Annotated in this window: 21 protein-coding genes; 17 read left to right on the plus strand and 4 right to left on the minus strand. The window is 68.8% G+C overall.

Annotation, left to right across the window (positions count from 1 at the left end; genetic code table 11):
• Window positions 1-222: 222 nt before the first annotated feature.
• Complete coding sequence (gene dinB, locus ACWGID_RS37000; RefSeq protein WP_452204024.1) at window positions 223-1,419, minus strand: DNA polymerase IV; 1,197 nt, start codon at window positions 1,417-1,419, stop codon at window positions 223-225.
• 102 nt (window positions 1,420-1,521) lie between these two features.
• On the opposite strand from dinB, the gene ACWGID_RS37005 reads away from it, so the two are divergent.
• Window positions 1,522-2,733: an MFS transporter gene (locus ACWGID_RS37005; protein WP_452204025.1), complete on the plus strand. Its 1,212-nt coding sequence runs from the start codon at window positions 1,522-1,524 to the stop codon at window positions 2,731-2,733.
• Here ACWGID_RS37005 and ACWGID_RS37010 read toward each other — a convergent pair.
• Together ACWGID_RS37010 and ACWGID_RS37015 are read right to left on the minus strand one after the other, a co-directional pair.
• Window positions 2,616-3,209: a dihydrofolate reductase family protein gene (locus ACWGID_RS37010; RefSeq protein WP_452204026.1), complete on the minus strand. Its 594-nt coding sequence runs from the start codon at window positions 3,207-3,209 to the stop codon at window positions 2,616-2,618. The genes ACWGID_RS37005 and ACWGID_RS37010 overlap by 118 nt on opposite strands.
• Before the next feature lie 33 nt (window positions 3,210-3,242).
• The gene (locus ACWGID_RS37015) at window positions 3,243-3,566 is read right to left on the minus strand and encodes an ArsR/SmtB family transcription factor (RefSeq protein ID WP_452204027.1); all 324 of its coding nucleotides are present in this window, start codon (window positions 3,564-3,566) and stop codon (window positions 3,243-3,245) included.
• Between the two features lie 230 nt (window positions 3,567-3,796).
• On the opposite strand from ACWGID_RS37015, the gene ACWGID_RS37020 reads away from it, so the two are divergent.
• Together ACWGID_RS37020 and ACWGID_RS37025 are read left to right on the plus strand one after the other, a co-directional pair.
• Entirely contained in the window at window positions 3,797-5,065 is a 1,269-nt protein-coding gene (locus ACWGID_RS37020; RefSeq protein WP_452204028.1) for an aspartate kinase, read from the plus strand.
• A gap of 5 nt (window positions 5,066-5,070) precedes the next feature.
• Window positions 5,071-6,168 (plus strand): aspartate-semialdehyde dehydrogenase, encoded by a 1,098-nt coding sequence (locus tag ACWGID_RS37025; protein ID WP_452204029.1) that lies wholly within the window; start codon window positions 5,071-5,073, stop codon window positions 6,166-6,168.
• Window positions 6,169-6,219: 51 nt separating this feature from the next.
• Here ACWGID_RS37025 and ACWGID_RS37030 read toward each other — a convergent pair whose 3' ends face one another.
• On the minus strand, window positions 6,220-7,209 hold the full coding sequence (locus ACWGID_RS37030) for a helix-turn-helix domain-containing protein (RefSeq protein WP_452204030.1): 990 nt from the start codon (window positions 7,207-7,209) through the stop codon (window positions 6,220-6,222).
• Window positions 7,210-8,487: 1,278 nt separating this feature from the next.
• Between ACWGID_RS37030 and ACWGID_RS37035 the strand changes: the two genes are divergently transcribed.
• From ACWGID_RS37035 to ACWGID_RS37100, 14 genes are read left to right on the plus strand one after another with little or no spacing between them, the layout of a single operon-like run.
• Window positions 8,488-9,354: an ABC transporter permease gene (locus tag ACWGID_RS37035; protein WP_452204031.1), complete on the plus strand. Its 867-nt coding sequence runs from the start codon at window positions 8,488-8,490 to the stop codon at window positions 9,352-9,354.
• Window positions 9,341-10,159 (plus strand): ABC transporter ATP-binding protein, encoded by an 819-nt coding sequence (locus ACWGID_RS37040; RefSeq protein WP_387767180.1) that lies wholly within the window; start codon window positions 9,341-9,343, stop codon window positions 10,157-10,159. The genes ACWGID_RS37035 and ACWGID_RS37040 overlap by 14 nt, the downstream gene beginning before the upstream one ends.
• 3 nt (window positions 10,160-10,162) lie before the next feature.
• Window positions 10,163-11,257, plus strand: coding sequence for a glycosyltransferase (locus ACWGID_RS37045; protein ID WP_452204032.1), 1,095 nt, complete (start codon window positions 10,163-10,165; stop codon window positions 11,255-11,257).
• Entirely contained in the window at window positions 11,254-12,579 is a 1,326-nt protein-coding gene (locus tag ACWGID_RS37050) for a glycosyltransferase (RefSeq protein WP_452204033.1), read from the plus strand. The genes ACWGID_RS37045 and ACWGID_RS37050 overlap by 4 nt, the downstream gene beginning before the upstream one ends.
• Window positions 12,576-13,286: a hypothetical protein gene (locus ACWGID_RS37055; RefSeq protein WP_452204034.1), complete on the plus strand. Its 711-nt coding sequence runs from the start codon at window positions 12,576-12,578 to the stop codon at window positions 13,284-13,286. The genes ACWGID_RS37050 and ACWGID_RS37055 overlap by 4 nt, the downstream gene beginning before the upstream one ends.
• On the plus strand, window positions 13,279-14,478 hold the full coding sequence (locus ACWGID_RS37060; protein ID WP_452204035.1) for a hypothetical protein: 1,200 nt from the start codon (window positions 13,279-13,281) through the stop codon (window positions 14,476-14,478). The genes ACWGID_RS37055 and ACWGID_RS37060 overlap by 8 nt, the downstream gene beginning before the upstream one ends.
• A complete protein-coding gene (locus ACWGID_RS37065; protein ID WP_452204036.1) occupies window positions 14,475-15,086 on the plus strand; it encodes an acyltransferase in 612 nt (203 codons plus the stop codon). The genes ACWGID_RS37060 and ACWGID_RS37065 overlap by 4 nt, the downstream gene beginning before the upstream one ends.
• Complete coding sequence (locus tag ACWGID_RS37070) at window positions 15,083-16,198, plus strand: DegT/DnrJ/EryC1/StrS family aminotransferase (protein ID WP_452204088.1); 1,116 nt, start codon at window positions 15,083-15,085, stop codon at window positions 16,196-16,198. The genes ACWGID_RS37065 and ACWGID_RS37070 overlap by 4 nt, the downstream gene beginning before the upstream one ends.
• 3 nt (window positions 16,199-16,201) lie before the next feature.
• Window positions 16,202-17,212, plus strand: a complete 1,011-nt coding sequence (locus tag ACWGID_RS37075) for a Gfo/Idh/MocA family protein (protein ID WP_452204037.1) — start codon at window positions 16,202-16,204, stop codon at window positions 17,210-17,212.
• Between the two features lie 2 nt (window positions 17,213-17,214).
• Window positions 17,215-18,267, plus strand: a complete 1,053-nt coding sequence (gene wecB / locus ACWGID_RS37080; protein WP_452204038.1) for a non-hydrolyzing UDP-N-acetylglucosamine 2-epimerase — start codon at window positions 17,215-17,217, stop codon at window positions 18,265-18,267.
• A gap of 4 nt (window positions 18,268-18,271) precedes the next feature.
• Window positions 18,272-19,468 carry an acyltransferase family protein gene (locus ACWGID_RS37085; RefSeq protein WP_452204039.1) on the plus strand — a complete coding sequence of 399 codons (1,197 nt, stop codon included), beginning with the start codon at window positions 18,272-18,274 and terminating at the stop codon, window positions 19,466-19,468.
• A gap of 25 nt (window positions 19,469-19,493) precedes the next feature.
• Complete coding sequence (locus ACWGID_RS37090; RefSeq protein ID WP_452204040.1) at window positions 19,494-20,795, plus strand: nucleotide sugar dehydrogenase; 1,302 nt, start codon at window positions 19,494-19,496, stop codon at window positions 20,793-20,795.
• The gene (locus ACWGID_RS37095) at window positions 20,792-23,416 is read left to right on the plus strand and encodes a glycosyltransferase family 4 protein (protein ID WP_452204041.1); all 2,625 of its coding nucleotides are present in this window, start codon (window positions 20,792-20,794) and stop codon (window positions 23,414-23,416) included. The genes ACWGID_RS37090 and ACWGID_RS37095 overlap by 4 nt, the downstream gene beginning before the upstream one ends.
• Window positions 23,417-24,586, plus strand: coding sequence for a glycosyltransferase (locus ACWGID_RS37100; protein ID WP_452204042.1), 1,170 nt, complete (start codon window positions 23,417-23,419; stop codon window positions 24,584-24,586).
• Window positions 24,587-24,646 lie beyond the last annotated feature (60 nt).

A 24,646-nucleotide genomic window follows, 5' to 3' on the forward strand; every position in this document is an offset into this window, starting at 1 on the left:
CGGCCGCGTCCGATGTGTATACGCCCCCCCCTCAAACGAGGGGGTGCGCACCCAGAAATCGAGGGGCCCGGCCGCACTTTCAGGGGCCGGCCCCTCAAACGCGCGGCGGGTGCCGGGCTGGCGGACGTGCGGCGGGCGACAGGCTGTCGGTCGGGTGGCGGGTGGCCCGGCGTCGGACGTGCGGCGGGTGGTTTTGGGCGGGCGTGAACGCGACCCGCGCCGCTAGTCCGGGAGCATGGGCATTTCGAGGGCTGGTCGCTTGCCCAGGAGGATGCCTCGGGTGATGGCGTTGGTGCCGAATTTGTCCTTGACCTGGTCCAGGGCCGAGTCGAGTTCGTTGTTGGCGGCCTTGTCGAAGGGGAGGGCGAGTTGGAGTGCGGCCTCGTTCTCGAGGTTGCCGACCGAGATGCCGATCATGGTCAGACCCTGCGTGGTGATCAGCGGCTGCGCCGCGCGGAGCAGGGCGCGGGCGGTGAGCAGGATCGCGCTCGTCTGATCCGTTGCTTGGGGCAACGTATGAGAGCGCGTCGCGCGGGTGAAGTCGTCGAAGCGCAGGCGGAGGGTGACAGTGCGCCCGGAACGACCGGCCGAACGCATCCGCCGGGTGACCCGGTCGACCAGCCCGGCCAGCACCGCATCGAGGGTCGCCGGTGATTTGGGTGAGCGGCCGAGAGCGCGTTGCGAGCCGATCGAGCGTCGCCGGCGCCCGACCTCGATCGGGCGCGGGTCGCGGTTGTGGGCGAGGGCGTGCAGATGGCGGCCGGACGCCCGCCCGAGCATCGCGACCAGCGCCGCCTCCGGCAGCATCGCGACGTCGCCGACCTTCGTCAGCCCGCGAGTGCGCAGCTTCTCCGCGGTCACCTCGCCGACGCCCCACAACCGCGAAACGTCCAACGGGTGCAGGAATTCGAACTCCCGATCCGGCGCGACCTCCAGCAGCCCGTTCGGCTTCGCGACCCCGCTCGCGACTTTCGCGAGGAACTTCGTCCGCGCCACCCCGACGGTGATCGGCAGCCCGACCTTCGACAGCACCTCGGCCCGCAGGCGTTGCGCGATCTCCAACGGAGTACCGCGGATCTTTCGGAGGCCGCCGACGTCCAGGAACGCTTCGTCGATCGACAATCCCTCGACGAGTGGCGTGGTGTCCTCGAAGACCTGGAACACCGCCTTGCTGGCCTCGGAGTACGCCGACATGCGTGGCTCGACGATGATCGCGCCGGGGCACCGCCGCAACGCCTGCCCACCGTTCATCGCCGTCCGGACGCCGAACGCCTTGGCCTCGTAGCTGCAGGCCAGCACCACCCCGGCGCCGACGATGACCGGCCGGCCGCGCAGGCGTGGGTCGTCGCGCTGCTCGACCGACGCGTAGAACGCGTCCAGATCGGCATGCAGGATGGTTGCCCCGCCGGAGACCGACACGAACACATGTTCGCATAAGCTCCCGACAAATCAGAGGCCAGCAACTGAGATAGGGAGAATTCCGGAGGCGGTGTCTGTCGTTGTCAGGAGAGAATGCAGCCCATGGACCTGACGGCGTACCGCGACCTGTGGAAGACCCACGGCGTGATCTCCCTGCTCGCCTCGGCCTTGGTGGCGCGGATGCCGGTGCTGGCGACGATGGTCCCGTTGTCCTTCCTTGCCAAGGACGCCGGCGGCAGCTTCGGCTGGGCCGGCGTGGTCGCCGGCGCCTACTCGGTCGGTACGGCGGTCGCCAGCGTGGTCTGGTCACGGATGGCCGATCGCAGAGGCGCGCGCAAGGTTGTCATCGCGACGGGCATGGCCTGGGGCCTGTGGATGGCGGTCCTCGCCGTCCTGCCGTACAGCTGGTTTCGTGTGCTGCCGATCGCGGCCGCACTGGCCGGTGTCTTCGTAGCGCCCGTCACCTCGGCACTCCGCGCCAACTGGCCCCGCATCGTGCACGGCTCCCGACTGCGGGCCGTCTACTCACTGGACGCCACCGCGCAGGAGCTCCTGTTCGTCTTCGGTCCCATGCTCGGCGCCCTGATGGTCAGCTTCGCCAGCCCGCGGGCAGGCCTGCTGGCGTGTGCGGTGACAGCGGCCGCGGCGATCTGGTGGTTCGGTCTGAACCAGCAGGCCGGCGTACCGCACGACGACAGCTCAGGCCCGCGTCCGACCGCCTGGCAGCTCGTCTTCCATCCGCACCGTACGGCGATCCTCGTCGCGTGGGCCTGCCTGGTGATGGGCTTCGCGTCGATGTCGCTCGGCATGGTGGCCGTCGCCGACGAGCACGGGAACCGTCTGATCGCCGGCGTACTGGAAACGGTGGCCGCGGTCGGCAGTGTGACCGGCGGTGTCATCGGTGGCGCGTTGCCGGGCAATCACACCTCGGCCGTGTGGCGTCGGATGCTGGTGTTCGCCGGACTGGTCACGGCCTGCATCTTCGCCGCGTCCTCGGTGGTCGCGCTGGCGATCGGGATGTTCGCTGCCGGATGCATGATCGCCCCGACCGTCGCCGCGCTCTACGAACGCATCGGCGCACTCACCCCGACCTCCGCCCACACCGAGATCTTCGGCTGGACGCAGAGCGGCGGGATGGTCGGTTCAGCGGTGGGCTCGGCAGTCGCCGGTGCGGCGGTGGAGGCCGGTGGCGTGCGTTACGCGTGGGTCCTGACCGCAGGCCTCGCCGTACTCGCGACCCTGTCCCTGCTGCGGGTCCCGCCCCACCGGCCGCTCGAGACAAGTGCCGTCGAGGGTACGGCGGTCGCGGCGTAGCGGACGCTGTAGTTCGCCTCCAGGACGCCGCCGTCGTGGGCGCACATCGAGATCAGTCGCAGCGGCCGGCGATCGAGCAGCATGCCGCGCCCGGCGGCGATCGGGTGGATGAGCAGCGAGAACTCGTCGATCAGGCGCCAGCGCAGCAGCGAGCGAACGAGCGTCAGGCTGCCGAAGACGTGCAGGTCCTCACCGGGCACCGACTTCCACGCGGTGAGCACCCGGCGGGTGTCGCCCTGCAGGAGTTCGGTGCCGGGTCGGGCAACCACGGGACGGGAGCTGATCACGATGTTCCGGGTGTGCTCGAGTCCGGCGAGCGAACCGGCGTACCGCTCGAAGGTCCGGCGGCCGAAGAGCACGGTCCGGGTTCCGGCTGTCAGCAGGCCGAGCGCCGGGCGCGCGTCGGTCAGCCACTGCTCGGGCCGCTCGACGATCCCGTCCTCGGACATGCACAGCTTGGCGACGATGTTCCGCATACCAAGCCAGATGCAGTGTGCGGGCGGAAGGTTTCAGGACTTTCGGCGGCCGCGGTGCAGCTCGGTCTCGAGCGCGTCGAGGCGGTTGATCCAGAACTTTCGGTACCGGTCCAGCCAGGTGTCGATCTCGCGCAGCGGGCCCGGGTCGACGGCGTACAGCCGCCGGGTGCCGTCGATGGTCACGGTCGCGAACCCGTTGTCGCGCAGGACCCGCAGATGCTGGGACACCGCCGGCTGGCTGATGCCGAACTCGGCGCCGATCGTGCCGGCGATGCTGCCGGCCGGCAGCTCGCCGTCGGCGAGCAGCTCCAGGATCCGGCGCCGGACCGGATCGCCGAGAATGTCGAACGCGTGCACCTGGCGATTGTTTCAGTGATGACTTATATGAACAAGTGGCCGAACGGTTTCCGGTCGCCCGGCGCTCCGGCCCAGGACCTTCCGGCGGTGGTGACGATCCACAGGACGGTCGGCCCGGGTGCTGGTCAGCCGGTAGGCAACGGTCAGGTCACGGCTAGAATGCTCGATGAGACTACGCCTGGTGCAACGCCGCACGGCGTACCGCAACCAGTGGTTTGAGGAGAAACACTGTGGGACGCGTCGTACACAAGTACGGCGGTTCTTCGGTCGCCGACGCCGATTGCATCAAGCGCGTGGCCCAACGGATCGTCGCGACGAAGAAGGCCGGGAACGACGTGGTGGTGGTCATCTCCGCCATGGGTGACACCACCGACGAACTGATGGACCTGGCCCAGCAGGTCTCACCGCTGCCCCCACCGCGGGAGCTCGACATGCTGCTCACCTCGGGTGAGCGGATCTCGGCCGCGCTGCTGGCGATGGCGATCGCGAACCTGGGTTACGAGGCACGCAGCTTCACCGGCTCGCAGGCCGGCGTGATCACCACGTCCGCGCACGGCAACGCGCGGATCATCGACATCACGCCGGGCCGGATCGAGGAAGCGCTCGGTGAGGGCCACGTCGCGATCGTGGCCGGTTTCCAGGGCGTCGCCCAGGACACCAAGGACGTCACCACGATGGGCCGGGGCGCCTCGGACACCACCGCGGTGGCGCTGGCCGCCGCGCTCGAGGCGGACTACTGCGAGATCTACACCGACGTGGACGGCATCTTCACCGCGGACCCGCGGATCGTGCCGGCCGCGAAGCACATCCCGAAGATCTCCTACGAGGAGATGCTCGAGATGGCCGCCTGCGGCGCCAAGGTGCTGCACCTGCGCTGCGTGGAGTACGCGCGGCGCTACAACGTCCCCGTCCATGTGCGCTCGTCCTTCTCGCAGAAGGAAGGCACCTGGGTCGTCGATGCGGAGGAACTGAATCAGATGGAACAGGCGATCATCTCCGGAGTGGTCCAGGACCGCAACGAGGCCAAGATCACCGTCGTCGGTGTGCCGGACAAGCCGGGTGAGGCGGCCCGGATCTTCGAGACCGTCGCCGGCGCCGAGACCAACATCGACATGATCGTGCAGAACGTCTCGGCGGTCGCCACCAACCGCACCGACATCTCGTTCACGCTGCCCCGCGTCGACGGCGCCCGGGCGATGTCCGCCCTGGCCCGGATGAAGGACGAGGTCGGCTACGAGCAGTTGCTGTACGACGACCAGATCGGCAAGGTCTCGGTGGTCGGAGTCGGAATGCGCTCGCACCCGGGCGTTTCCGCGAAGTTCTTCTCGGCGCTGGCCGACGCCGGCGTGAACATCGAGATGATCTCCACGTCGGAGATCCGGATCTCGGTGGTCGTGGACGAGAACCTGGTGGATGCTGCCGTGACCGCGGCGCACACCGCATTCGATCTGGACGACGAGCACACCCAGGCTGTCGTGTACGGAGGAACTGGACGGTGACCCTTGTGAGCGCTGTGGAGAACACGATCGACGACCGGGCGGGTCTGCCCTCGCTGGCGGTGGTCGGGGCAACCGGCGCCGTCGGCTCGGTGATGCTGACCCTGCTCTCGACCAGGCAGAACGTCTGGGGAGAGATCCGGTTGATCGCCTCCGAGCGCTCCGCGGGTAAACAGTTGTCGGTCCGCGGCGAGGACGTCGAGGTCGTCGCGATCAGCGAGGACGCCTTCGACGGCATCGACGTGGCGATGTTCGACGTACCGGACGAGGTGTCCGCGCACTGGGCGCCGATCGCGGCCGCCAAGGGTGCCGTCGTGGTGGACAACTCCGGCGCGTTCCGGATGGACCCGGACGTCCCGCTGGTGGTCCCGGAGGTGAACGCCGAGGCGGCCCGGAACCGGCCGAAAGGCATCATCTCGAACCCGAACTGCACGACGCTGTCGATGATCGTCGCGATGGGCGCGCTGCACCACCGTTACGAGCTCGAGCAGCTCGTGGTGGCGTCGTACCAGGCCGCGTCGGGTGCCGGGCAGTCCGGGATCGACGCGCTGTACGACCAGCTCACCAAGGTGGCCGGCAATCGCGAGCTGGGCAGCTCGCCGGGTGATGTCCGCCGGGTGGTGGGTAACGACCTCGGCCCGTTCCCGGCTCCGCTGGCGCTGAACGTCGTACCGTGGGCCGGCTCGTTGAAGGACGACGGTTGGTCGTCCGAGGAGCTGAAGGTCCGCAACGAGTCCCGCAAGATCCTCGGGCTGCCGGATCTGAAGGTGTCCGCGACCTGCGTGCGGGTTCCGGTCGTGACCACTCACTCCCTGTCGGTGCACGCCCGGTTCGTCCAGGAGGTCGACGCCGACGGTGCCCGTGAGGTACTGCGGGACGCGCCCGGCGTACTGCTGTTCGACAACCCGGCCGAGGGCGAGTTCCCGACGCCGGCCGATGTGGTCGGCACCGACCCGACCTGGGTCGGCCGGATCCGGAAGTCGCTCGACGACCCGAACTCGCTGGAGCTGTTCGTGTGCGGCGACAACCTGCGCAAGGGCGCGGCGCTGAACACGGCGCAGATCGCGGAGGTCGTCGCCAAGGAGTTCACACCGGCCGTTTCCTGATAAGAACGTCGAGGGGCCCGCACATCAACGTGTGCGGGCCCTCAGTGTGTTCTAGAGCCAGTTCTCCCGTGCCGCGTGGAGGGCCAGCTGGAAGCGGGTGCTGGCGCCTGTGCGGTTCATCAGGCGCTCCAGGTAGCGGAAGAACGTCCGGCGGCTGATGCCGAGCGTACGGGCGATGGTGTCGTCCGCGGCGCCGGTCGCCAGCAGGGCCAGCAGGCGGCGCTCGATCGGCTCCAGTCGGTCGTCCTCCGTCCCCACCGACGCGTGCAGCGGCAGCGCGTTGCGCCAGCAGAGCTCGAACATCCCGATCAGCGCGGACAGCAGGCTGCTCGGCCGGATGATCAGCAGCGACCGGTTCACGTCGGTGTCGCGGGCCGACATCGAGACGAACGCGATCGAGCCGTCGATGATCGTCAGCTTCGCCGGTACGTCGGGCAGCACCCGCGCCTGCTCACCCGCCTCCACGCAGGGCAGGATGTTCTCGGTCAGATACCCTGGCACCTCGACCGACTCCGGTGAGTACACGATCCGGTAGGAGACGCCACGCTTCAGGTGGTCGATCTCCTCCTGGTTCGGGCCCCCGATGTAGTACGGCGGGGAGTCGATCGCCAGGATCTCGCGCTGCACGCCGCCCTTGATCTGGTGGATCCGCTCGACGATCGCGCTGCCGGTGACCACCTCGATCAGGTGCGCGGTCGACTCGTTGTGCACAGTCCGGCGGAACTCGTCGTACGCGTTCAGGACCTCGATCCGGGCCTGTTTCAGCTCGGACTCGCGACGTAGCGTCATCGCCTCCAGGCCGGCGTCCGGCGGGACCGGGAGAAAACGCGAGTGGTCCGATCCCGACCGCCGGGCCAGACCGGCCTGCACCAGTCCGCCGAGCGCGGCGTCGATCGGATGCTCCCGGTCGGGGACCGCCTCGTCCAGTTCGGTGATCGACGACGGGCCGGTCCGCAGCAGATGCTGGTAGATCCTGACCTCGTCGTCGTTGAGTCCGAGCACCTTCAAATGATCGGCACGCTCCGTGTCCGTTCCGCTCACGACTCCCCGTCCCTTCCGAGTGCTGTCACCGTCCGCTACCGCCCTTCCAAGGTTAAAGGGGCCGATCCAGTGGGGTCGGCACCGTCCGTGTCGGCGCATATGCGTGCAGCGATATTTGTTGTCCTGTCAGCATTCTTGTGCCGTGTCACCATCTGGCCACCCATTTTTCGCGCTCCTGCGCGAGAATTGAGGTCCAGCAGCCCGGCGACGGACCACCTGAGCGCCGCCGGGCTGCTGTTCCAATTCTGGCGTGTGTTCACTGTCCCGTCAGCGGACCCTGTTTCGGTTGGGTCTCGATCCCGGCGCATCGGTGCCCTCGCACTTCCGTGCCATCACCGGCTGTGCCGAAGGGTGTACAAACTGTGGCATCTCTCCAATCGTGAGGCCGATGAGGAGGACGCCCGATGCGACCGGTTCCGCCGTGTGCCGCCACCGTTCGCGCGGGTGCCGTCCCCAGTGCCAGGGTGTCCTTGCAGGGAGCCCGTGACGCACTGTCCTCCACCGGTCTCCGGTCCGCCCCCACACCTGCTGCGCGCACCTGCCGGCGTCCGCAGCATCTCTGGGGACGGACGAGGGGGCTTGGCGCCCGCCAGGTCCCAGGCGCGATGACCGCCGCCCTGGTCATCGTGCCCGTTGATCCGGCACGGAGCGTGTTCGGCACCGCCCAGCGCGGACACGCCGCCGGATCGCAGGTGGAACCCCGGGAGATGCCGAGCGGTGTTCCATGGATGGTGAGGCTGTCCATGGGAAGCGTGGATGTGATGTTGCGTGTCACGTCCACCGCCCGGCTCACACCGGCCAGGAAGCACCTCCTGGGGTCCCGCCGGTAACAGCGGTCACCCGTGACCACATCTGTCACGGCCCCGGTGTGGCACGTCACGCCAACCGCGGGGCGGCGCGTAGCGTCGTACCCATGAATTGACAGCGATTTGACCTTGCTCACTGTTGTTCACTGCCGGGCGCGGCGAGCATGGAACAGGCGCCGTTTGCGTGCGCTGGAAGGCGTTTTGGCCGTCGTCGGCTGTCAAATGTATATTCCGGATAACGATCGGCGAAGGACGACTCGGGTGTTGTGGACGCAGTGGCGTACGACGTTTGGTAGCCGTCCGTACGTCGTTGCTCACTAAGGAGGACCGCTGTGTCGTCGGCGTGCGGATCGATCCGCTACTCTGCTTCCCGGTCTGCGTGGCGTGCCGCCGTACCCCTGGCGGCAACAGCCGAAACCCAGGTGATCGGCCATCGTGGATCCAACTTCCGGCAGAGAGAGGCGTCGCCTGAATGAACGCGACTAGCGTCGACGAGGAGTTCAACCCGTCGGTGCACGTGTACGAACCCCACAAGGTCGGACTGCCGGCACTGCGCCCGTACTTCAAGGCGCTGTGGCAGCGACGGGAGTTCGCGGCGGAGATGTCCCGGACGAACATCCGGGGCGCCCACACGAACACCTTCTTCGGCCAGGTGTGGCTGGTGCTGAACCCGCTGCTGCTCGCCCTGGTCTACTACCTGCTGACCGACATCATCGCCGGTGGTGGTGCCAAGGTCGATGCAGGGCTGCGGTTCGCTCACATGTGCGGCGGCTTGTTCGCCTTCTACTACTTCTCCGGTGCGATGACGGCCGGTGCGGCCAGCGTCGTCGGCGGCGGCAAGTTGCTGCTGAACCAGTCGTTCCCGCGGATGTTGCTGCCGTTGTCGGCGGTCCGGACCGCGTTCTTCCGGTTCCTGCCGACCCTGGTGGTGTACTTCATCATCCACCTGCTGATGAAGCAGAAGCTGCACTGGCAGATGCTGCTGGCGCCGGCCTTCCTGATCATGCTGACGGTCTTCGCCGCCGGTATGGGGATGATCTTCGCGGCCCTGCAGGTCTACTTCCGCGACACCGCGAGCTTCCTGCCGTACTTCGTGCGCATCTGGCTCTACATGTCCCCGGTGCTGTGGTTCGCCGAGCAGGCGCCGCCGAAGTTCAAGGGCTTCATCCAGTACAACCCGTTGTACTCGCTGCTCGGCGGCTGGACCGACCTGCTGGTCAAGGGCCACATCCCGAACATGAAGCTGTGGATCGGTGGCGGGTTCTGGGCGCTGCTGGCGTTCGGGGTCGGCGCGTTGTTCTTCATGTCGAGGGAGCGTGATTTCGTTGTCCGTCTCTGAGACCGAGAAGAAGCCGATGCAGAAGACGCAGTCCAATGTTCCGGCGGTCAAGGTGCAGGACGTGTCGATCACGTACCGCACGACGTTCGAGCGGGTGCCGACCTTCAAGAGCGCGATCGTCCGGCTCGGCCGCGGCGAGCGTGCGGTCCGCGAGGTCAAGGCCGTCCAGAACGTCTCCTTCGACGTCAACCACGGCACCACGATCGGCATCATCGGCGCGAACGGTGCGGGCAAGTCGACGCTGATGCGTTCGATCGCCGGCATCCTGCCGCCGACGTCCGGCCGGATCGAGGTACACGGCCGGGTCTCCACGCTGCTGTCGCTGGGCGTCGGTTTCAACGCGGCTTTGTCCGGCAAGGAGAACGTCGTCCTCGGTGGTCTGGCGGCCGGTCTGAGCCGCAAGGAGATCGAGGCGCGGTACGAGGAGATCGCCGAGTTCGCCGAGCTCGGTGACTTCATGGAGATGCCGATGCGGACGTACTCGTCCGGCATGTTCAGCCGGCTCGCGTTCTCGGTCGCGGTGCACATGGACCCGGACATCCTGATGATCGACGAGGCGCTGTCCGCCGGTGATGCGTCGTTCAAGACCAAAGCCGCGGCGAAGATGTCCGAGCTGGTCACGAACAGCCGCACCATGTTCCTGGTCAGCCACGCGATGAGCAGCGTCCGCGAGATGTGCAACGACTGCATCTGGCTGCACAAGGGCAAGCTGATGATGCGTGGCGAGCCCAACGAGGTCATCCAGGCCTACACCAAGTTCCTGCAGGTCGGGGAAGAAGAAGCCGTCTCACTCGAGGATCTCTGACCGATGTCTCGCAGCACGGCGCCGGACGTGGGGATCATCACGACCGGTCACGACGTGGCCGATGCGCGCCTGCACAAGATCACCGCGGCCCTGCAGCACCGCGACCTCCGGGTCGAGCTGTGGGGCCTCGGTGATGCCGACGGCGGTCCGGCCGGCGCCACCGTGCACGCGGGCCCCCGCGGCAACCTGGTGCAGCGGCTGGCCCGTACTGCCGTCCTGCCGTGGCGGACCAAGGCCAAGGTCGTGATGACGGTCGACCCGGACATGATCCCGGTCACCCGCCTGGTCACGGCGATCCGGCGGCGCAAGCTCGTCGTCGACGTCCACGAGGACTACGAGCGGCTGCTCGCCGACCGTGCCTGGGCGCAGGGGCCGGCCGGGCTGCCGGCTCGGCTGATCGTGCGCGCCGGCTCGAAGCTGGCCGCGGGCGCCGACCTGACCGTGGTCGCCGACTCGCACCTCGCACCGCACCAGGCCAAGCACCGCCTGGTGGTGCAGAACCTTCCGGACCACGGCTTCCTGGCCCCGTCTCCGCCGACCGGCGCCCCGCGCGCCGTGTACGTCGGGGATCTGCGCACCAGCCGTGGTCTGTTCGACATGGTCGAGACCGTCGCCGCGGCACCGGACTGGTCACTCGACCTGGTCGGCCCGGTCGCGCAAGCGGACCGGGACCGGCTCGAGGCCCGGATCGTGGAGTCCGACCTGGACGGCCGGGTCCGGCTGCACGGGCGCCAGCCACCCGCCGACGCCTGGCGGATCGCGCACGGCGCCTGGGCGAGCCTCGCCATGCTTCAGCCCACCCCGGCGTTCGTGGAAGCGATGCCGTCCAAGATCTACGAGTACCTCGCCAGCGGCCTTCCCGTGCTGTCCACCCGGCTGCCCCGGCAGACCCGGGTGATCGAGGAGTCCGGTGGCGGAGTCCTGGTGGACTCGGTGGCGGAGGCGTCCGAGACCCTGCGGCGCTGGTCCGCGGATCCCGGGGAGCTGGAGAAACTGCGTGACCACGCGTTGCAGTGGGCGAGAGAGCACCTGTCCACCACAACGCCGTACGACGAACTGGCCGACGCGATTCTCAACCTGCTAAGAGGACCTGCATGACGACCGACCGCCCACATCTGTTGTACGTCGCCTGGGGCTTCCCGCCCTGCCGGGGCGGCGGTGTCTACCGGGCACTGGCCACGGCCAACCGGTTCGCCGCGCTCGGCTGGAAGGTGACCGTGCTGACGGCCGACCGCGACACGTTCTTCCGGTTCACCGGTGCGGACCTAACCCTTGAGGAACGGGTCGACGACTCCGTCGAGGTCGTCCGGGTCCCGTTCGAGTGGCCGATCCTCGAGGCCGACCTGCGGCGCTGGTCCAAGCGCCGGGCGGCGAACCCGAAGCTCTGGGCCAAGTGGCGCACCAAGCAGGACCAGATCCCGTTCCCGGAGAGCGGGTACGGACCGTGGCGCTCGGTGATCGAGAAGGCCGCGGAGCGGATCCACAAGCAGCACAAGGTCGACCTGACGGTCGCCACCGCGAACCCGCACGTCGCGTTCACCGCGGCGTACCACCTGCACAAGAAGTTCCAGGTGCCCTACGTCATGGACTACCGCGACGCGTGGCTGCTGGACGTCTTCACCGGTGACCGGCTGCACGAGCCGAACAGCCGCGCGGCCCGCTGGGAGAAGAAGCTGGTCGAGTCCGCTCGCGAGGTCTGGTTCGTCAACGACCCGATCAAGGAGTGGCACGAGAAGCTCTACCCGGCGCAGGCGAACCGGATGCACACCGTCGCCAACGGCTTCGACCCCGACCTGGTGCCGGACACCCAGGACCGTGGCGCGGTCACCGACCGCCCGCTGGTCTTCGGGTACGTCGGAACCGTGTCGCCGAAGGTGCCGCTCAAGGAGTTCGTCGAGGGCTGGCAGCTCGCGAAGGAACAGTCGCCGGAGCTCGAGGGCGCGAAGGCCAAGATCCACGGCTACCTCGGGTACTACGCGCAGCCGCGGGCGGACATGCTCGCGACGATCAACGCCGCCGCCGACGCCGGGGTCAGCTACGAGGGCCCGGTCGGCAAGGCCGAGATCGCCAAGGCGTACGACGAGTTCGACGCGCAGCTGCTGATGCTCGGCAAGGGGCGGTACGTGACCAGCGGCAAGGTGTTCGAGTACCTCGCGACCGGGTTGCCGGTGGTGTCGGTGCACGACCCCGAGAACGCGGCGTCCGACGTACTGCGTGGGCATCCGTTGTGGTTCCCGGTCGCGGACGTGACGCCGGAGGCGATCGCGGCGGCGCTGATCGAGGCGGCGCACTCGGCGCGGACCGCGGACGAGGGGATCCGGGCGAAGGCGCGGGAGTTCGGTGCGTCGTACCGGCGGGACCTGCAGCTCGACCCGCGGATCGAGTCGCTGGCCGCGAGCGTGAAGAAGGTGGCCGCATGAGCAACGTCGTACTGCTGTCGACGCGGCGGTTGCCGCCGACGTACTTCGACCAGGTCCGTGAGGATCTTGGCAATCAGGACATCACGATCGACGTTGTCGGTTGGGTCGCTCCTTCCGCGTGGGTGGCCGACAAGGTCAACACGTTCACGTTGATCGGTCCCGGGCGGATGCCGGCACAGCCGGTCGTCGAGCCCGAGCCGATCGATCCCACGGACGAGGCACCCGACGCAGTCATCGCCCCGGAGGCGGTCGCCGAACCGGAAGCCGTTGTTGAAGAGACCAAGGTCGCTCCGGCTGCTGCTGAGGTTCCCTCCACACCGCCGGTAGCTCCTGCAGCGCCTGCCGCCAAGCCTCGGCCGACTGGGGCCAAGCGGGTTGTCAAGGCTGTGGAGTGGCGGGCTCGGCGGGCTCGGAAGGTTGCGGGGCGGATGTTGCCGCCGGCAATCAAGAAGTCGGCGCCGGTGAAGTTCCTGCGGGGACAGCGGGCGACGAGTGATCTCGGGAAGACGTACTGGGCGCGGGTGCTGACCCGCCGGGACGTGCTCGCGACCATCGACCAGGCCGACGTGGTCGTGGCCCTGGACGCGGGCGCGATCTGGGCCGGCTGGAACCTCGGCCAGCGGAAGACCAGCACCCCGGTGGTGCTCGGTCTCCCGGCGGCCCGCCGCGAACTGGACATGCTGAAGGTCCCGGCAGGTAATGGGTGACACAGTGACGGTGACGCGATCGATGCGCGAGCACCTGCCGGCGCCGTTGGCCCGGACCGCGGGAGCGGTCCGGAGGCGCCTGCGCGGCTTGCGGTACTCGTTCGCACAACTGCCGGCGTTCCCGCCGGCAGCGACGACGCCCGTGCGGATGCTGGTCGGACCGACCAACTCCGCCGGGCAGGGGCACGCCTGGGCACTGGCCGCGAAGACCCTGCCCGACGTCGACGCCGTCTCGTTCTCGCTGCACCGCAAGGGCCAGTTCCAGTTCGCCGACGACTACGGCGTACCGCTGGCGTGGTTCGGTCAGCCCCGCTGGCAGCGCGCCCAGCAGCAGCATGTCCTCGGCAACTACACGCATGTGATGGTCGAGTCGCTGCGCCCGCTCTTCGGCGCCCGCGGCTACTCCGACGCGGCCGCGGACATCGAGGAGATGCTCGCCAAGGGCATCGACGTCTCGCTGCTCTTCCACGGTTCCGACATCCGCCTGCCCAGCCGGCACGCGAAGCGCGAGCGCTGGTCGCCGTTCACCCCAGGTGACGAGCTGACCGACCGTCTCGAGCCGCAGGCCCGCCGGCACGCGGAGTTGGTGGAGTCGCTCGGCCTGCCCGTGTTCGTCTCCACGGTCGACCTGCTGGACGACGTACCGAACGCCCAGTGGTTGCCGGTGGCGATCGATCCGACACGGTGGCAGCAGTCCGCGCGGCCGCTGTTCGCCGGCCCGAAGCCGGTCGTCGCGCACGTCCCGTCGAACGCGAAACTCAAAGGCACGCAGGAGATCGACGAGGTCCTCACCGATCTCCAGGACCGTGGCCTGGTCGAGTACCGCCGGATCACCGGCGTGCAGCACCAGGACATGCCCGCCGTCATCGGCGACGCCGACATCGTTGTCGACCAACTGCACATCGGTCTGTACGGCGTGGCGGCCGCGGAAGCCCTGGCCGCCGGGCGGATCGTGGTTTCGTACGTCGGTGACGCGGTGCGCCAGCGGGTGCGTACTCTGACTGGGCGAGAGGTGCCGATCGAGGAGGCGGATCCCGACACCCTGGGTGATGTCCTCTCCGGTCTGATCGCCGATCGTGACGCCGCCGCCGAGCGGGCTTCCGCCGGCCCCGGCTTCGTGGCCGAACTGCACGACGGACGCCGATCGGCCGCAGTACTGAGAAGTTGGCTCATTTCGAAGGAGACCCTGTGACGTCCCGCATCGCGCCATCCGCCGACGTCGACGACAGCGCTCAGATCGGCGACGGCTCGTCGGTCTGGCATCTGGCCCAGATCCGCGAGAACGCGGTCCTCGGCGAGAACTGCATCGTCGGCCGCGGAGCCTACGTCGGGACCGGGGTCCGGATGGGCGACAACTGCAAGATCCAGAACTACGCGCTGGTGTACGAGCCCGCGTCCCTCGAGGACGGTGTGTTCATCGGCCCGGCGGTGGTCCTCACCAACGACTACTTCCCGCGCGCGGTGAACCCGGACGGTTCGCCGAAGAGCGGCCACGACTGGGAACCGGTCGGGGTGACGATGAAACAAGGCTGCTCGCTCGGTGCGCGCAGCGTGTGCGTGGCCCCCGTCACCATCGGTCGCTGGGCGACCGTCGCCGCGGGTGCGGTGGTGACCAAGGACGTGCCAGACTTCGCGCTGGTCGCCGGGGTCCCGGCGCGCCGGCTCAAGTGGGTCGGCAAGGCCGGGGTTCCGCTGCTCGACGTCGGTAACGGCGAGTGGAAGTGCCCGAACACGGGCGAGATGTACATCGAAACCGACGGACGGCTGCGGCCGGCCGACGAAACACAGGAGGAGAACTGATGGTGCAGCCGATTCCGGCCGCGAAGCCGATCATCGGGAAGGAGGAGCGCGAGGCCGTCGACCGGGTGATGCAGTCCGGCATGCTGGCCCAGGGCCCCGAGGTGGCGGCGTTCGAGCAGGAGTTCGGCGCAGCGCTGGTCTCCGGCCGGGCGTGCGTCGCGACCAACTCCGGAACCTCCGGTCTGCACCTCGGCCTGCTGGCCGCTGGCGTCGGCCCGGGTGACGAGGTCATCGTCCCGTCCTTCACCTTCGCCGCGACCGCGAACAGCGTCGCGCTGACCGGCGCCACGCCGGTGTTCGTCGACATCGAGCCGACGTACTTCTGCCTGGACCCGGTGGCGGTCGAGGCCGCGATCACCGAGAAGACCAAGGCCGTCATGCCGGTGCACCTGTTCGGGCACCCGGCGAACATGACCGCGCTGCAGGCCATTGCTGATAAACACAGTGCCGACAAGCCCGCCGAGCGCCGCATCCAAATTTTCGAGGACGCCGCGCAGGCGCACGGCGCGACCTGGAACGGCGCGCCGGTCGGTACCTTCGGCGCGTTCGCGATGTTCAGCCTGTACCCGACCAAGAACATGACGTCCGGTGAGGGCGGCATGAACTCGGTCGCGAACGAGGACCTCGAGCGCCGGATGCGGCTGTTCCGCAACCAGGGCATGCTCAAGCAGTACGAGAACGAGGTCGTCGGCCTGAACAACCGGATGACCGACCTGCACGCCGCCATCGGCCGGGTGCAGCTGACCAAGGTCGGCGGCTGGACGAAGCAGCGGCAGGAGAACGCGGCCTTCCTGGACGCGAACCTCGCCGGTGTCGGCGTCCCGGCGGTCGCCGCCGAGGCGAGCCACGTGTACCACCAGTACACGATCCGCGTGACCGAGGACCGCGACGGCTTCGCGAACGCCCTGCGGACCGAGTACGGCGTCGGCTGCGGCGTGTACTACCCGATCCCGAACCACCGGCTCCCGTCGTTCCAGCGTGAGCTGGACCTGCCGGAGACCGAGAAGGCCGCGGCCGAGGTGCTCTCGCTGCCGGTCCACCCCTCGCTGTCCGAGGACGACCTGAACCGGATCGTGGCCGCGGTGAACACCGTGGCGAAGGCGGGTGCGTGAGCCATGGCGAACACTGCGAACCTGCGTGCGGGCCTGATCGGCCTGGGCATGATGGGGCGGCACCACGCGCGTGTGCTGGCCTCCCTCGAGGGTGTCGACCTGGTCGCGGTCGCCGACCCGGGTGGTGACAAGTTCGGTGTCGCCGGCGGTCGTCCGGTGTACGAGAACATCGAGCAGCTGATCGCCGAGAAGATCGACTACTGCATGGTCGCGGTGCCGACCCAGTACCACGCCGAGATCGCGAAGGCGCTGGCCGAGGCCGGCGTGCACGCGATGATCGAGAAGCCGCTGGCCGGCTCCTCGGCCGAGGCGACCGAGATCGCGAAGGCGTTCGAGGCGGCCGGCCTGGTCGGCGCGGTGGGTCACATCGAGCGGTACAACCCGGCGCTGCAGGCGCTGCGGGTGCGGCTGGAGGCCGGCGAGCTGGGCGACATCTACCAGATCACCACCCGCCGCCAGGGCCCGTTCCCGGCCCGGATCGCCGACGTCGGCGTGGTGCTCGACCTGGCCACCCACGACATCGACCTGACCGCGTGGGTGACGCAGTCGCCGTTCGTCACGGTGGCCGCGCAGAGCGCCCACAAGTCTGGCCGGCAGTACGAGGACCTGATCGCGGTGACCGGCAAGCTGGCCGACGGGACCGTCACCAGCCACCTGGTCAACTGGCTGTCCCCGATGAAGGAGCGGCTCACCGTCGTCACCGGTGAGAAGGGCGCCTTCATCGCCGACACGCTGCTGGCCGACCTCACCTTCCACTCCAACGGCACCGTGCAGACCGCCTGGGACGACGTCGCGCACTTCCGCGGTGTCAGCGAGGGCGACATGATCCGCTACGCGATCAGCAAGCCGGAGCCGCTGAAGACCGAGCACGAGGCCTTCCGGGACGCCGTGCTGGGCAAGGATGCCGACATCGTCACGCTGCAGCAGGGTCTGACCACCGTCGCGGTGGCCGAGGCCGTGATCCAGTCGGCCGCCGAGGACCGCACCATCGCGGTCGCCGGGGAGAACCGGTAGTCATGAAGGTCCTGAGCGTTGTCGGTGCGCGCCCGCAGTTCGTGAAGCTGGCGCCGGTCGCGGAAGCATTCGCCGCAACCGAGCACCAGCACGTCATCGTGCACACCGGGCAGCACTACGACAAGAACATGTCCGACGTGTTCTTCGCCGACCTGCGGATCCCGGACCCGGACGTCCACCTGGGTGTCGGGTCCGGCAGCCACGGTGTCCAGACCGGCGCGATGCTGGCCGCGATGGACGCCGTACTGGACGAGCACAAGCCGGACTGGGTGCTCGTCTACGGCGACACCAACTCGACGCTGGCCGGTGCGTTGTCGGCGGTCAAGATGCACCTGCCGGTCGCGCACCTCGAGGCCGGGCTGCGCTCCTTCAACCGGCTGATGCCGGAGGAGCACAACCGGGTGCTCACCGACCACGCGGCGGACCTGCTGCTGGCCCCGACCCAGGTGGCGATGGACCACCTGGCCAACGAGGGTCTGGCGGGCAAGTCCCGGCTGGTCGGCGACGTGATGACCGACGTGTGCTTCCGGGTCCGCGACGCGGTGCAGGACAAGCCGCTGGACCTGCCCTTCAAGCAGGGCGAGTACGTCGTGTCGACGATCCACCGCGCCGAGAACACCGACGACCCGGCGCGACTGGCCGCGATCGTCGACGGTCTGGCCGCAGCTGGTGCGCCGGTGCTGCTGCTCGCCCACCCGCGGTTGGTCGCGAAGTGCGCGGAGCACGGCATCAAACTGGAGCGTCCGGACGGTTCGCTGCATGTCCGGGAGCCGCTGGCGTACCCGGAGATGGTCGCGGCCGTCCTCGGTTCGGCCGGTGTCGTGACCGACTCCGGTGGTCTCCAGAAGGAGGCCTTCCTGCTCGGCCGGGTGTGCACGACGCTGCGCACCGAGACCGAGTGGGTGGAGACGTTGGAGGGCGGATGGAACGTGCTGACATCCGACGTGAGTAAGCTGCCTGCGCTGGCTGCCCGGCCGGCGCCCACGGGGGACCGCCCGATGCCGTACGGCGACGGCCACGCTGCGGAGCGTGTCGTCTCTACTCTCGCGGAGTAACTACATGACGAAGGCCGCCGAAGAGAACCAGTCGCCGACCCAGGATCTCCCTGGGTCGGCCGATGTGGGGACCCCGCCTCCAGGCGCGCCGGCGAGTACGGCCACCTCGAGCGGTCCGGCGGCCCGCCCCGGACGGTTACCTCGGGTCGAGTCGCTCACCGGCCTGCGCTGGTGGGCGGCCTTCTTCGTCTTCTGCCACCACATGACGAACCTGGCGCCGCTGCCGATCTTCGACTTCTTGAAGTACGGCACCTCCGGCGTCACGTTCTTCTTCGTGCTGTCGGGTTTCGTGCTCACCTGGTCCGCGCAGAAGGGCACGAAGGTCCGGACGTTCTACCGGCGCCGGTTCGCGCGGATCTTCCCGCTGTACTTCCTCACCCTGGTGGCGGCGTTCTTCGTCTTCTACCGGGTCGACCCGCCGGCCGGGATGTCGTGGATCAAGCCCGTCTCGATCACCGTGCTGGTGCTGTCGACGTTCCTGCTGCACGGCTGGTCGAACAACCCGACCGTCCTGTACGGCGGGAACCCGGCCGGCTGGACGCTCTCGGTGGAGGCGTTCTTCTACGCGTACTTCCCGTTCGTCTGGCGGGCCACGCAGAAGCTGAAGACGGCCGGCGGCCTGATCCTGTGCGTCGCGGTGATCGTGCTCGGCGGCGGCTACCGGCTGGCGTTGTTCCACTACAAGGACGTCGTACCGATCCTGCCGCAGCCGGTCCTGCACTCGGTGGCGTTCCTGTTCGGCATCGGCCTGGCGATCGCGCTGCGGTCGGGCTGGAAGCCGCGGATCCCGGTGTGGTTCGCGTTCCTGGTCACCGGCGGCGGTCTGTACGTGCTCTGGTACTCCGGTAAGCACGCGGCCACCTTCCCCGGCGCGATCACGATGGGCCTGTGCCAGAAGGAATTTCTCACGTTCCTGTACGGGTTCCTGATCCTGGCGGTCGCGGCCCGCGACATGCGCGGCGGCCGGTCGCTGCTGCGCAGCAAGCCGCTGGTCGCGCTCGGCCAGTGGTCGTACGCGTTCTACCTGATCCACGCGACCATCCTGTACGCGATCAAGGAGTACCACGGCGTCGCCGGCCCGATCGGCTGGTCGAACCTGACCTGGTACGCCGGTGTACTCGCCCTCTCGATCTTCGCCTCGTGGCTGCTCTACAAGTTCGTCGAGCACCCGCTGGAACGGAAGCTCCGAGGCCCCCGATGAAGAATCACTACCTAGTGGAGAACCAGTGCGTGTCAGTGTTGTTGCCTTAGGCAAGATCGGACTGCCGTTGGCGGTCCAGTTCGCCGCCAAGGGCCATCAGGTCGTCGGCGTCGACATCAACGAGAAGTTCGTCGAGCTGGTCAACGCCGGCCAGGAACCGTTCCCGGGTGAGGCCCACCTGCAGGAGCTGCTCTCCGAGACCGTGGCCGACGGCCGCCTGCGGGCGACCACCGACTACGCGGACGCGATCCCGAACAGCGACGCGGTCGTCGTGGTCGTGCCGCTGTTCGTGGACGAGCAGACCGGGCAGCCGGAGTTCGGCTGGATGGAGAACGCGACCCGTTCGCTGGCCGAGCACCTCACCCCCGGCACGCTGGTCAGCTACGAGACCACGCTCCCGGTCGGTACCACCCGGAACCGGTGGAAGCCGATGCTCGAGGAGATCTCGGGTCTGACCGAGGGCACCGACTTCCACCTGGTGTTCTCGCCGGAGCGGGTGCTCACCGGCCGCGTGTTCGCGGACCTGCGCAAGTACCCGAAGCTGGTCGGTGGCCTGTCCGAGGAAGGCGCCAAGCGCGCGACCGCGTTCTACGAGGCCGTGCTGGACTTCGACGAGCGCCCCGACCTGGACCGCGCGAACGGCGTCTGGGACCTGGGTTCGGCCGAGGCGGCCGAGCTGGCGAAGCTGGCCGAGACCACCTACCGCGACGTGAACATCGGCCTGGCGAACCAGTTCGCCCGGTTCGCCGGCCAGAACGGCATCGACGTGCACGCCGTCATCGAGGCGTCGAACTCACAGCCGTACAGCCACATCCACCGGCCGGGTATCGCGGTCGGCGGGCACTGCATCCCGGTGTACCCGCGGCTGTACCTGTACACCGACCCGGACGCCACCGTCGTCCGTGCCGCCCGCGAGGCGAACGCCGGCATGCCGGACTACACGATCGGCCTGCTCGAGGGCGCGTTCGGCGAGCTCAAGGGAGCCAAGGTCGTCGTGCTCGGCGCGTCGTACCGTGGTGGGGTCAAGGAGACGGCGTTCTCCGGGGTGTTCCCGGCCGTGGAGGCGCTCATGGCACGCGGCGCGGAGGTGTCCGTGCACGACCCGATGTACACCGACGACGAGCTCCAGGCGTTCGGCTTCACGCCGTACACGCTGGGGACGCCGGTGGACGCGGCCGTGCTGCAGGCGGACCACGCGGAGTACGCGCAGCTGAGCCCGGCCGACCTGCCGGGCGTGAAGGTACTCGTCGACGGTCGTGACCGCACCGACCCGGCCAAGTGGGCCGGCGTGCGGCGGATTGTGATCGGAAGGTCGGTCAGCCAGTGACAACTGCCGACCTGCGGGTCGTGATGATGGTCGCCAACGACGTCACCAACGACAGTCGGGTCCGCAAAGAGGCCGCAGCACTGGCCGAGACCGGAGCAGAGGTAACTGTGCTCGGGGTCTCGGCCAGCGGCCTTCCGTCGAGGGAGATGCTCGACGGTGCGCTGATCGTCCGGGTGGCGGTGCCCTTCGCACTGCGTGAGGAACGGAAACGAAGCCGTACGGCGCGCCGGAACTGGCGGCCGCCGCTCGTGGGATACCGGTACCGCACGACCTATGTGGCGCGCAGCCAGCGGATCGCGGCCGAGCTCAAGGAGCTGAAGGCCGACTCCGGGCACGCGATCGCGCGCGCCAAGTCGGGCCAGGGAAACCCGGTCCAGTTCAAGGCCGGCGTCGCCACCCGGCTGCTCAGGCGTGCTCGCTGGAAGGCGGCCGAGCGGGCCGCCTGGGTGCGCAAGGGAGTCGGCAACAAGGCCGACGCCCCGTTCAAGTTCAGCTGGCGGGCGTACGACGGAGTGCTGCACCGGCTGCCCTGGCCGGCGCCGTGGCGCAAGCTGCACCCCGAGGCGCTCGACCTGGAGATCGCGTTCGGCGACCTGATCGACCGCCTCGAGCCGGACGTGGTGCACGCGCACGACATGCACGTGATCGGCGTCGCCACCCGCGCCGCCGGCCGCGCGAAGCTCCGCGGCCGCACCCTGAAGGTCGTGTACGACGCGCACGAGTACGTCGCCGGACTCTCGCAGTACGGCGCGCGCACCCGCCGCTCGATCGCGGCGTGGGCCAACCACGAGCGTGAGTACATCGGCCAGGCGGACAAGGTGATCACCGTCAGCCCGGCGATCGCGACCCGGCTGCGCAGCGAGCACGGTCTCGACCACGAGCCGACCGTGGTGATGAACACGCCGAACCCTGCTGATGTGTCGGTCGAGGTGTCCGACATTCGCAGCGAGATCGGCCTGGCGCCCGACGTACCACTGCTGGTCTACAGCGGTGGCGTCACCCGGGCGCGCGGTATCCACAGCGCCGTCCAGGCGCTGGTGGACCTGCCGGACGTGCACCTTGCGGTCGTCTGCGTGCCTGGTGTGGCGACGGATGCCGTGCGGGCGCTGCAGGCAGAGGCCGTGCAGCTCGAGGTCCAGGACCGGCTGCACTGCCTGGACCCGGTCAAGCCGGACGAGGTGGTCGCGTTCCTGCGCACCGCCGACGTCGGCCTGATCCCGATCCTGCGCTACCCGAGCCACGAGATGGCGCTGCCGAACAAGCTGTTCGAGTACGCCTTCGCCGGTCTGCCGGTGGTGGTCAGCGACATGCCGAGCATGAAGGAGTTCGTCGATCGCACCCGGATCGGCGAGGTCTTCCCCGCGGCGGACGCGCACGGCCTGGCCTCGAAGGTCCGGACGGTGCTCGGCGACCTGGACTCCTACCGTGAGCGGGTCGCCGATCCGGCGTACCAGCAGGAGGTGTCGTGGGCCGGTCAGGCGACCAAGCTGCGGGCGCTGTACGGCGAGCTGACCGGGCGGCAGCTCGAGATCACCCGGCCGGGCGGCAAGATCGTCAAGACCGGGCGGCACCTGCTGCTCGGTCCGGTCAACAGCGCCGGTCAGGCGTGGCTGTGGGCGACCGCGCTGGAGCGTGAGGTTCCGGACATCAAGGCCGAGTCGCTGACCACGGGCAGCGGGGCGTTCGACTTCCGCGTGCACCGCACGGGCACGTACCGGCAGTACCGGTCCGACCTGCGCTGGCAGCTGGAGCTGACGGCGTACGCGTTGCGCGAGGTCACCCACGTGCTGTTCGAGGCGGGCCGGCCGATGTTCGGTCAGCAGCGCGGGCAGATGTGGACGACCGACGTACCGATGCTGGACCAGGCCGGGATCAAGCACGGTCTGGTGTTCCACGGGTCCGAGATCCGGGACCCGGCGCAGCACCGCGAGCAGTACCAGTACTCGCCGTTCCGCGACCCGGACGACGAGCTGACCCAGCGGCTGCAGGCCGCGAACAACCTGATGCGCCGGCACCTGGACGGCTACAAGGGCCCGGTCTTCGTCACCACCCCGGACCTGATGGAGTTCGTCGAGAACAGCATCTGGCTGCCGCTGGCGGTCGATGTCGAGGGGTTCGCATCCACCCAGCCGGTGCTCGAGCGCGAGGTCCCGGTGGTGCTGCACGCACCGTCGGCCAGCGCGCTGAAGGGTTCGGCGTACGTCGACCCGGTGCTGACCGACCTGGATGCCCGGGGCCTGATCAAGTACAACCGGGTCCAGGGCGTGCCGCACGCGGAGCTCGCCGAAATGGTGAAGAGCGCCGACATCGTGGTCGACCAGTTGCTGCTCGGCTCGTACGGCGTGTTCGCGTGCGAGGCGATGGCGGCCGGCCGGGTCACCGTCGGGCACATCGCGGACCCGGTCCGGGACCTGCTGCCGACCGACCTGCCGATCGCCGAGGCGAATCCGGACGACCTGTCGGAGGTGATCGAGCGGCTGGTCGCCGAGCGCGACACCGCCCGCAAGATCGCCGACTCGGGTCCGGCGTTCGTGCGCGACCTGCACGACGGGCGGAAGTCGGTGGAGATGTTGCTGCCGTTCTTGAACAACGAGCTGCCGGTCGAGGACGAGAGCGAGTAAGTGCGGATTCTGATGATCGCGCAGTCCCCGATCGCCGGGGACTCGCGCATCCTCCGGGAGGCCACGGCGCTGGCCGCGGCCGGTCACACGCTGCACGTGATCGGCCGCGACGTCCCGGAAGCCTGGCTTGCCAACGTGCACAGTGAGGTCGGGCCGGGGATCACCGTGGAGTCGGTGTCCCGGTCCTCCGGTCTGCGGGCCGGGAACGGCGGTCTGACCGTCGGACACGGGCATTCGGGCCCGAAGGTGCTGGTCAAGCGGTTCGGCCGGTGGCTGCTGCTGCCCGAGCACCGGTCGCGCACCGAGAAGCAGTGGCGGGTCGCCGCGGCGCCTCGGGTGGCCGCGGCCGGTCCGGTCGACGTGGTGCATGCGCATGACTTCAACACGTTGGAGCTCGCCGCGGAGTACGCCGAGAAGTGGTCGGCGGCTCTCGTGTACGACACCCACGAGCTGTGGTTCGACCGCGCGCTTCCGGGGCGGCCGACGCCGTTGTGGCGCGCGCGGGGCCGCAAGTTCGAGGTCTCGCTGGCGTCGAAGGCGCGGGTCGTGTTCACGGTGTCGGACGGGATCGCCGAGCGGCTGCGGTCGCGTGGACTGTCCGACGTGCGCGTCGTACGGAACACGTTCCCGCGCGCGGACGACGTACCGCCGGCGCCGGATCAGCCCGAGGGCCTGCTGTACGCCGGACGCGTCGGTGCCGGGCGGGACCTGCCGACCGTGGTGTCGGCCGCTCGTCAGCTGGCGCCGTTCCGGACTGTGTTGATGGGGTCGGTGGATCCCAACTATCGCTTGGATCTGGGGCCGGTCGAGACGGTCGCGGAGCGGTCCATCGACGAGGTCGACGACACGCTGCGCGCGTACGGCATCTCGCTGGTCACGCTCACGAACACCTGCGAGAACCACCGCCTGGCGCTGCCGAACAAGCTCTTCCACGCCGTCCGGGCAGGCGTCCCGGTCGTCGCCGCCGACCTGCCCGAGCTGCGGGCGGTCGTCACGCAGTACAAGCTCGGCGGCCTGTACGAGCCGGGCAACCCCCAGTCGCTGGCCACCGCGGTCCGCTCGGTGATCGACAACTACAGCACCTACACCGACGGCGTCCGCTCCGCCGCAACAGAACTCAACTGGGAACACGACGCCGCAACCCTGGTCGCTGCCTATTCAGAGTTGTGATGGTGGTGGGGGGGGGGCGCGACCCAAACCACCAAACAAACACACAACAAAACGACTCAC

This window comes from Kribbella sp. NPDC054772 (assembly GCF_053611945.1).